The sequence below is a fragment of the Silvanigrella sp. genome, assembly GCF_044369315.1.
Taxonomy (GTDB): Bacteria; Bdellovibrionota_B; Oligoflexia; order Silvanigrellales; family Silvanigrellaceae; genus Silvanigrella.
In genome coordinates, this window is record NZ_JBIPMD010000114.1 from 1 (window position 1) to 10,035 (window position 10,035).

The following is a 10,035-nucleotide window of genomic DNA, read 5'->3' on the forward strand; positions in this document are numbered from 1 at the left end:
ATTATTAAAAAATAATTAATGAGCAAAATTTAAAATTACTTAATAATTATTTGTTTTAAATACACTAAAAAAACGATAATGAGAATCAATATAATAAATATTTATATAAAATCAAAAAACCTTTTCTTTTATATCTAAAAAATTATAAATTATGAATGAATTTATATTTAAATTTAAAATGAACTGTAAATATTCTTAATTTTGTTTATTATTGTAGCAAGGACTCGTTTTTACTTTTTATACTTATCAAAAGGATCAAAAATAATGTATTTATGGAGTATTAAAAATTTAAAGAATGATCTTATCTTAAATCATTTAACAGAAAAGTATAAATTTTTTTATTTTTTTATATTTGTTATTTTATTCACTCTCTATTCTGAAATAGGAGTTTTTTTTCCATCAGAATATAATGTTATAGATAAAGTGCAATCTGCTGTGAATATTTTTATTGTTATTTTAGGCTTGCTTATTGCATACCGTGTGAATGGGGGGGAATGCTGGTAAAGATTTTTTAACAAGGGCAGTGACTTTATATGTTGTCCTAAGCGTACGTTTTATTGCTTACACTCTCATAGCAATAGCAAGCTATTCTTTATTATTATGGATTATTAGTCTTGTTATCCCTAATCAATATATGGGAAATGTTGCAAATGGGATTTCAGTTGCCTTTATTCCTCTTTTTGAAATTTTATTCTATTGGAGATTTATCATTCACATTAGGGATGTTAGAAAAGGGGAGCTAAAAACCTAACTTTTGTAAATCAATTCCATTTTTTTCTAGAAGTTTTTTAGCATCTTCTTGGATTTTTTGAGCTTCAGGGTTCTTTTTAATTTCTTCTTTTAGCTTGTTGGTTAATTCCTTTGAGGCATTTTTAACCAACTTTTTTTGTAATTCAGAAGTTTGAATCCCTACTTCTGGATTTGTGATTGTGCCATCTAAAGTTAAATCTAAAATGAACTCTCCTTTTTCATTTAGAAAATATTTTGCGTATTTACTTTGGCTTGTTAAGTTATCTCTAACTTTATTACTTGCAATATAAATTGCTGTTCCTGATAGTGACTCATCAATGCCTATATCAGCATGTAACTTTAATATTCCTTCTTCACTAGAAACAGTATTTCTTAATAAAAATTTTCCGTCCTTAATTTCAAAATCACCCCTTTGATTTTTCAGACTTTTTTTAGTGCTTTTGTCATCAGAAAGACTCAGTTTTTTTAAGGAATCAGAATCAATTTTTAAACCAACGAGTGAGGTGTTTTTTACAAATTTATTAAATTGTTCTCCAGCTAATGAAACTAAGTTTTTGGTATTTATTGTGCCATCATTAAATAAAAATGTTCCTTTAGAGTTTAGTGTCTTAGAGAGAGCTGGTCTTGTGAGTCCTCTTGCACTATAATTCATTTTAATATCTGCTTTGCCTTCAATGGGACTTTTTTGAGATTCTGGCTTTATTGCTTTAAAGATTTCTTCTAATTTGACGCCATTTAAATTTAAATTTCCATAATAAGGAACAGGATAAACACCTAAGTCAGCATTTGCTGTTGTTAATAAACTTCCTGAAAAAAGATTCATTGATAATCTATTTAAAGTAGCATTATAATTTTTAATTTTAGAGTTTAATATAAAATTATTTATAATGATATTGTCGTATACTAATTTTCCAATATTCATTTCCGTGTAAAAGTCAGAGCCAGCGAGTAACTTTTTTTCTTTATCCGTTAAAGTAAATTCGTCATTATTTATGTTTCCAGGAGAGCTTGTGGTATTTTTTTCTGATTCATTATTTTCTTCCTTTTTTGAATTTGAAGTTATTTTATTTTCTTCATTTTTAGGAGTGTTTGAAGATTTAGACATAAATGGTTTTATAATTTTTGATAAATATAAATTTTGACTTTGAATTTTTAAAGAACCTAATAAAGGTTTAACTGATTTTGCATCAAAAGTTAAATGAATATCAGAATCGGTTAATTTTGATTTGAGATCAAGAAAGATATCTAAAGTTTCTGGTTGTAATAACGAGCCCGCAATTTTGGATTTGAGATCGAGAGTTGCATTTATAAGCATATCTTTGTGTTGCGGAAGAATTTCACCTAGTTCCGAAAGATTTTGAGAAATTAAGGAAAATTGAATATCCGAATTTAGTTTGTCTAATCCAAAAATATTGACTTTAGCTTTTGCATCTAGAGATTGTAAATCTAATTTAAAATTATCTACAATTACATTTTTAGGTGATGCCATTCCGGAAAAGTTCATATGGAAAGGAATGGATTTCTTTTTAACAAAAGCATTTTTATAATTTATATCGAGATTATCAAAACTTAATTTGCTATTGAAAATTGAGTTTTTCCATTCCATTCCTTCTAATTCTGTATTAATAATAAAGTTTAAAGAAACTAAACCTTTAACAGAATAATCATTGTCTTTTATATCTAAATCGGTTGAAAAATCAATTTTGGTATCCTTTCCAACTCCGATATTAGAAATAATCAGATTCATGTTTTTAATTTTTGCAATTTCTTGTTCTCTAGGACCAGAGACATTATAAACATAAAAAGTTGCATTTTTAACTTCAAATGATTTGATTAAAATTTTGTCTGCAAAAGAGTTTCCCGAATTTGGAGCTGTTTTAGAATCAATTAAGTTTTCTTCTTGAGTTTTATGTTCGTCATTTTTATTTGAATTATTTCCTTTTAAAGCTTGCTTTTTAATGAGCGAGGTTATGTTGTTTCTTCCAGTAGATCTCATTAAATTTATTTCTGGATTGTTAATTTCAATATTACCTATGAATTTTCCTTTTAATAAAGGCCAAAATTCTGTCTTAAATTTGATATTTTTTACTTTAAAAAGCTCTGTTCCCATAAAAACTTCATCGGTATTTTCAAGGGAAATATCTTTTAACTCAATTCCAATACCTGTAAAAATTGTTAATCTTGCAGAGGAGTAATTAACTTTAGCATTTAGTTTTTCAGCAACTATATTTTGAATTTGTGGTTTGAATTTATTAAAATCTATCATAAAAGGAAGAATTAATAAAAAAAGGACAATAAACAAAATAAAACCCAAAATACCCACTAACCATTTTGTTTTAGTATTCACAATAACCATCCCGAAATAAGTAATTATTTATTATTTTTTAAATCGTAGCATTGCTTTATAAAGGATGAGCAATACTTAGGAATTTGATCAGAAAATGCCATTCTTAAATGCCCTCTTTTTTCGTCATTATGAGCAAAAAAAGCGGAAGGAATTTCCATCATAAGCGATGCAACATTAGAATAGGGAGCAATTCGATCTTTCATTCCATGCATCCACAATACAGGAACACGAACATCTCGTAAAATTCTTCTTTTTTCAAATGTTTCGTTTACAAAATTTCGAGCTTGATCTGCATAACCAACAGCGGTTCTCATTCTTAAAGGAAAAGATTTTCTTTTAAAGGATCCTGTTGCTGGAAATAAGCCATCTAACCCATAATAAGAAAATTTATTTAAAAAATCCTTTAACCATGCACTTGGATATAAACAATTCCAAAGTTCACCGGCCGCTTTTGAATAGGTATTTATCATCAATGCAGGTGAAACAGCAACGACGCCATCAATATTTTCTGAAACGTCATGTCTGGTTGCTGCAATTAAAGCAAAGGATGCTCCCATTGAGTGTCCCATTAAAAAACACGAAGGACCTTCTCTTTTCGCGCTGAGTCCAGAACCAGATTCATTCCCAAATAAACGTTGTAAGAGTAAGGGAAGACTTCTTGTAGCCTGTTGAAAATCAAGGACAGAAGAACCATCAACTCCGTGGCCATCCCAATCAAATGACAAAACAGAAAGGCCACTTAAATTTAAAAATCGAATCCAATGCAATAAGGGGTAGGAGCAATCGTCTCCTAAACCATGCATAAGAATAATTAAAGAATTTTGAGCGCTTTCCATGTTTTTGGGTACGGATAAAAAAGCCGTTCCAGGTCCTGAAGAAAGGGGGACTTCATAATAAGAAACAGAGACATCTTGTAGATTATTAAGGGAAAAATGCCTACGGCCACTTCCCTCAAATTTTGATTTGTCTATTTTATTAAGCCTACCAGCGATCCAATTTTCTATTGCATACATGTTTCTTGCCTCCAAAAAACAGTGTTTTCTTAACTCGGTTTAGATTATATCCATGTTAACAATGAGACAAATAGAACCGCCATGTTTCATTGTCTATTTTAAGATAAAGGAGAAATTTTATGGAAACCGTATTTTGTTTATCCTCTACTATGAAGGAAGTTGAAACCCGCTTTCCTTTTGCACGCTCACTTCTCCATAGTAAGTTTCATGTGGGAGGTTGTGCAAGTTGTGGTTATGAGTCTAATGAAACCATTGAGCAAGTGGCGGTGAAACATAATAAAGATGCACAAGCTATGGTCAGCACTTTAAATGACGGTGTTGAAGATATGCAAAAATCGGAAATAACGGTATCTGAATTTTCTGAAATGCAAAAAAGAAATGCAAAAACCTTAATTTTAGATGTACGTGAAGACTGGGAATATGAAATTGCCAAAATTCCAAATTCTATATTATTGACTGAAAAAAACTTTGAGCTAAATGTAGAAAAATCAAAGCAGGTTGAATGTGTAATTGTGGTATGCCATCATGGTTTACGCTCAATGAATGCTACACTTTATCTAAGAGAAAATGGTGTTGCAAATGCAAGAAGCTTGCAAGGTGGTATTGATGCGTACAGTTCTAAATTAGACAATTCAATTCCAAGGTATTAGAATGTTTTGAGCTAAATAATTAGCTCATTTCTTTAAGAAAGAGCATTGATAATGCCTATTATTGCTCCTGATGTTGTTTACTTTAATAAGACAAATCAAATAGAACATAATTATACTAATATTTCAGCTGATTATAATACTAAAAAATTAAATTGTAAATTAAATAATTCAAATTCTAAAGTAAAAGTTTTTCAGAAAAAATGGATTTTATATACTGCAGATAAAAAAAGAGAAATTGAAACCTATTCTGACTCAATTGATTTTTCACTTGCACAAAAATTTCCTACTTTAACTTGCGAAACAATTTTATTTGATGGCTTATTATATAAAAAAGATCTTATAAAAGAAAGCTTTTCCGTATTTGAAAACTGGCCTAATATATCACCAGGAGTAAATTCATATACTATTTCATCAATTTCTGACTTTTCAATTTCCAACTATTTTAAAACAAAAGAAGTGGATCAATTTTTTTTCTGCGAAAGTGGCTCAGATAATGTCGAAGAAAATAATTTTTGTTCCTTAATTGACAAAGAAACAGGAGGCATTGAGAGCAAAAATAGTGATTATCAAAAAATTTCAAATTTACTGGGAAATGAAAAATATCGAATATTTAACTTAACTGTTGGATTAAAAAAAGAGAGTAATGTAGTTTCCAAAATAGGAATACAATTTGTATTAAATAATATAGATATAGAAAAGGAAAAAATAAAAATTCCGCCCTATATTGAATTTAAAAACTCTATATTTGATAAAAGCTTTATTTGTCATTCAAATTCTTTTTTATATAATCCAAATAACAAAGATTTTATTTGGTATAAAAATGATAAAATTATACCTGACTTTAATTTACAAGTATTGCCTGAAAAATATATTAAGTATGGAGAAAATTATCAATGTTCAAATAATAATGGAATATCAAAAGTTTTTGAAATAGATAATAAATATTTAGAAATAGTAGGACCTAATCAAATAGGATTTGAAAAAAATATAAAGCCAAAAATAATTCAATATTCAACAAATTTAAATATAATGTCATTAAAACATGAATGGGTTTGTAAAGAAAGTAATAACATTCAATGCAATATATTAGATTCTGGAGAACCAAATACAATTCAAATTAAAATAATTCCAAACGATAGTTTTAAAAAATCTTTGTTGCATGAAAAAATTAAAATTTCATTGAATATCAATAATGAAATTTTTGAAAAAGAAATTGTAATTTTTAATGTATTTGAAAATCAAGAAAATTTTGATAATATATCTGATAAATTATCTATTTCTGCAGATAGAAATGAACAAATATTTGAATGTAATATTCCTGAATCAATTCAAAAGTCTTCCTTTTATAATATATATTGGTTTGCTGGTAACTCTGAAATAAAAGATTTCAGAAATAAAAGTACTTTAAATTATAATTTAAATAAAAATTATATCACATGCATAGTTGCGGGTAAAATTTTAAATAATAGCATTATTGGAGCTTCTTCATATATTGTTCGAGATCCCAACAAAAAAAATCCTTCTTGGTTAAGGGATAGCTATGTTTTTAATTTAAATAATATTTCAAAAAAATTTCTTTTCAAAGATAATTTAGATTTTCATTCAAATCATATTAAATGTTATTTATCTAATAAAGAAAATTATAAATTAACCGAAAATATTTGTTATGCGGATAAAAATAATAATGTTTTTTTAAAATTTAATGATACAGATATTAACAATATTAAAAATTATATCAAAGATTCACAATTGATTGATTTATTTAATATTCCAAAATTCCCGCTCGTAATTCGAGTATTTGAAAATAATAAATACACAAACTTATATTCAAATGTTAAGTTTTTTATTTCAAATTTTAAACCAAATATTCTATTCTCAGGAATTTTAGATTTAGAACAAGGGCAAAAATGTTTTGTAATAACTCAGGATCCACAAAAATTATTTTTATCCACACAATTTATTCTTGAAAAGAATAAATTAAATAAGAATATTATAAATTTTGAAAGAAAAAATTCAATTAAGAATATGAATATAATTAGGTTATTAGAGAAAAAGCAAATATATTATTATGAATATAATTTTAATTTTAATCAAAAAGAAGACTTTTGTAATATAGTTGTTACAAATGGCACTACATTATCACATGGTAAAACAATTAAGATTAATGAAAAAAACTTAGAAAACACATTAAAATCTATAAATAATAAATATAAAAAAATAGAAATAAATAATATTTCATTAAATAATTATAATGTAAATATTAAAAAAAATTATTTAGATAATTTAGATAAAGTAAATATTTTTCTTCACAAGAATAACAATATAAATTCTTTTTCACCCTTTCAGTTAAAGTTTCATTTTATAAATGAAGAAACAAATTTAGATTTATTTTACTCTGAATCAGGTTATTTAGAGAATTTAACAAAATATCCAATAATAGAAAAAATAAAGAAGAAAGAAGCTGAAAATAAATTAAATGAAGAGAAATTAGATATATTTAATGGCTATTTTTTAGGATCAAAGCTTTCAAAAAAAGATAATAATGAATATATATGTGAAGCTTCATTCATTCATATAGGAAAACCACAATTATTGAAATACCATATATTTTTAAATGATCAGTATATTCTATCAAAAAATTCCTATAAAAATAATATAAATTTTGAATTAAAAAACACAAATAATTTAGATACTGTGACTTGTCAAATTGAAATTGAAAATAAAATAGAGACTTCTTCACTAACTGAAAAAGATGACACTGGTATTTTATCTTATTGTTACGCAATGGATAAAAATAATTGCATTTTATCCTTTGACTGTCCAGATATCATTAATTTAAAATATAAAGATAAAGAATTAACAGATTTAATAGAAGAAAAATTAATAAATAATTTTAAAAATACGAGTAATATCAAATACGCCTATATTACTATTTGGACCGAATCACAAAAAAATAAAATAAGTTTAATTAAAAAAATAAATGAAATAAATTAGGAGATATTCAATGAATTTTAAAGAAAAAAAGCATATTGCAATCATACATCCTTCAGGTAGAAATAGAGTAGATGATAAAAAAAAATTAGAACGAATTCAAAAAATAAAAAATTTAGGATTTGATGTCACTGAAATTTTACCAAATCAAATTTCATATGATGGAGTGACCGCTGCTCCTATTATGGAGAGAGCTGCGCAGCTGGGTTATGCTTTAACAATGAGAAAGTTTAATATCTTAATTGCTGCTCGAGGAGGAATGGGTTGCACGGAAATTATCCCATTTTTAGAAAATATACTTCCACCTGTTATTCCAGAAAAAACATTGATTGGTTTTTCTGATATTTCTTTTATTGGTGTTTATTTATCTTTAAGATACCCAAATTTTCGTTATATTCATGGGCAAAATGCCTTTTCACCCAATTTTTTTAATGGGCCTATGCTAGATCAAAAATGTTTAATTGAATTGCTTAATGACACAGAAAATGAATATACTTTTCCTGTTAAAATTTACAATAATATAGATAAATTTTCAAAATCAAATATGGATGGAGTTTGTATTCCTTTAAATCTAAGTTTGGCTGAAAGTCTAGCTTCTCTAAAATATATTGAATTTCCTAAAAATAATATTTTGTTTATTGAAGAATGTAATGAACATTTATATAGGATAATTAGAAAGATAGATGCTCTTATAAATTCAGAATTAATAAAAAATACGAAAGCAATCGTGTTGGGAAATTTTTCAGATTGTTTAGATTCTAATGAAAAGTCATTGAATAGAGAATTTTTAATTGATATTATTTCTAAAAAATTAAATTTACCAATTATAGATTTTCCTTTATTTGGTCATGACGAATTTAGATTTCCACTTGTTATGAAAGGGAACATAAAAATTAATTTTAATGATAACCCTAAATTAACAATTTATAATAAAATAGATAAAACAAATTTAGTTGCAACTCGTTTTTCTCCGGACTTATTTTGTAAAAAATTAGATGAAAATCATCTTAAATTAAAAATACACATGACAGGAATTGGTGGAACTGGTATGGCTCAAGTTTCAGGCCTTTTTCAAGAAGCGGGTTATACCGTAACAGGTAGTGATACTCCCATTTATCCGCCAATGGATAAAGTGATTTCCGACCTAGGAATCAAACCCGATGTTGGTTTTAAAGCTGAAAATATATTTAATAATAAACCCGATGCCATTATTCTTGCGAATGTTGTAAGCCGCTTAAGTGCGAGCTTAAAGAAAAATGATGAATTAGAAGAAATTTTATCACAAACAATACCTATGTTTAGTTTTCCTTCTGCCCTAAGAAAATATTTTTTATCGAAAAGTCGAAATATTATTATTAGTGGAACTCATGGAAAGACAACAACCAGTAGTTTAGTTACTCATCTACTAACAAAATTAGGAAAAAAACCATCCTTTTTGATAGGGGGAAGGCCAGCAAATTTTGAGGCTGGTTTTGCTTTAAAATCAAAAAATCTTTTTGTTTTAGAAGGGGACGAATATGATTCTGCTTTTTTTGATAAAGGCCCTAAATTTTTACATTATGAACCCAAAATATGTTTAATTAATAACATTGAATTTGACCATGCTGATATTTACCCTAATGTAGAAGCGATTGAAAATGAATTTTTAAAACTTGCTAAATTAACAAAAGAAAGAAATGGAATTGTAATTGCAAATTTTGATGATAAAAGATCATATCAAGTAGCTAAAAATTCAGGTGCTCATGTCATTGGATTTAGTGCTTTTAAGCAATCAAAAAGCTCTGTATGCTGGCAATTGGTTTCCTATAAAACCTTGAAAAACGGAATTGAAATTCAATGCAAACAACCTAATGGAAAATTATTAAAATTTAAAACAGGGATGTTTGGAAATCACAACGCATTAAATGCTGTTGCATCAATTGCAATATTGCATGCGTCAAATATTCTAGATGAAATAAAAGATACCGAATTGACCCATTTACCAATTTATAAAGAAAATAAAGTTTTTTTAAGTAAACTCTGTAAATCTATGGAAAGCTTTAAAGGTGTTAAAAGAAGATTTGAATTACTAAAAGAAAAAAATAATATCTCTGTTTTTGACGATTTTGCTCATCATCCCACTGCTATCGTAACAACTCTAGAGGCTTTTCGAAGTTATATGAAAAGTGTTGGCAAGAAAGGCAAGTTAATAGCCTGTTTTGATCCTAGAAATGCAACGATGAGAAGGAGAGTTTTACAGGATCAGTTGAGCAAAAGTTTTTTTCATGCAGACAAAGTTTTATTA

At 26.8% G+C, this 10,035-nt stretch carries 7 protein-coding genes; 5 read left to right on the forward strand and 2 right to left on the reverse strand.

The features are described from left to right. Positions 1-264 precede the first annotated feature (264 nt). Entirely contained in the window at positions 265-504 is a 240-nt protein-coding gene (locus ACIQ56_RS10110) for a hypothetical protein (RefSeq protein WP_397600942.1), read from the forward strand. Further along, positions 485-751 (forward strand): hypothetical protein, encoded by a 267-nt coding sequence (locus ACIQ56_RS10115; RefSeq protein WP_397600943.1) that lies wholly within the window; start codon positions 485-487, stop codon positions 749-751. Before ACIQ56_RS10110 ends, ACIQ56_RS10115 begins: the two co-directional genes overlap by 20 nt. On the opposite strand, the gene ACIQ56_RS10120 is transcribed toward ACIQ56_RS10115, so the two are convergent. Both ACIQ56_RS10120 and ACIQ56_RS10125 read right to left on the reverse strand, forming a co-directional pair. Next, complete coding sequence (locus ACIQ56_RS10120) at positions 740-3,097, reverse strand: AsmA family protein (RefSeq protein ID WP_397600944.1); 2,358 nt, start codon at positions 3,095-3,097, stop codon at positions 740-742. The two genes, ACIQ56_RS10115 and ACIQ56_RS10120, sit on opposite strands and share 12 nt — an antisense overlap. 23 nt (positions 3,098-3,120) lie before the next feature. Then, on the reverse strand, positions 3,121-4,110 hold the full coding sequence (locus ACIQ56_RS10125) for an alpha/beta hydrolase (protein WP_397600945.1): 990 nt from the start codon (positions 4,108-4,110) through the stop codon (positions 3,121-3,123). 119 nt (positions 4,111-4,229) lie between these two features. Between ACIQ56_RS10125 and ACIQ56_RS10130 the strand changes: the two genes are divergently transcribed. From ACIQ56_RS10130 to ACIQ56_RS10140, 3 genes are all read left to right on the forward strand, one after another. Then, positions 4,230-4,760 carry a rhodanese-like domain-containing protein gene (locus ACIQ56_RS10130; protein ID WP_397600946.1) on the forward strand — a complete coding sequence of 177 codons (531 nt, stop codon included), beginning with the start codon at positions 4,230-4,232 and terminating at the stop codon, positions 4,758-4,760. Between the two features lie 51 nt (positions 4,761-4,811). Next, a complete protein-coding gene (locus ACIQ56_RS10135; protein WP_397600947.1) occupies positions 4,812-7,754 on the forward strand; it encodes a hypothetical protein in 2,943 nt (980 codons plus the stop codon). A gap of 10 nt (positions 7,755-7,764) precedes the next feature. Beyond that, positions 7,765-10,035, forward strand: a 2,271-nt coding sequence (locus ACIQ56_RS10140) for a Mur ligase family protein (protein WP_397600948.1), incomplete at its 3' end; no start/stop codon positions are given.

What these genes read in the sequence shown, in the direction of transcription:
- ACIQ56_RS10135 (WP_397600947.1), top strand. Translation starts at nt 4,812, where the DNA reads ATGCCTATTATTGCTCCTGATGTTGTTTACTTTAATAAGACAAATCAA.
- ACIQ56_RS10115 (WP_397600943.1), top strand. Translation starts at nt 485, where the DNA reads ATGGGGGGGAATGCTGGTAAAGATTTTTTAACAAGGGCAGTGACTTTA.
- ACIQ56_RS10110 (WP_397600942.1), top strand. Translation starts at nt 265, where the DNA reads ATGTATTTATGGAGTATTAAAAATTTAAAGAATGATCTTATCTTAAAT.
- ACIQ56_RS10125 (WP_397600945.1), bottom strand. Translation starts at nt 4,110, where the DNA reads ATGTATGCAATAGAAAATTGGATCGCTGGTAGGCTTAATAAAATAGAC.
- ACIQ56_RS10130 (WP_397600946.1), top strand. Translation starts at nt 4,230, where the DNA reads ATGGAAACCGTATTTTGTTTATCCTCTACTATGAAGGAAGTTGAAACC.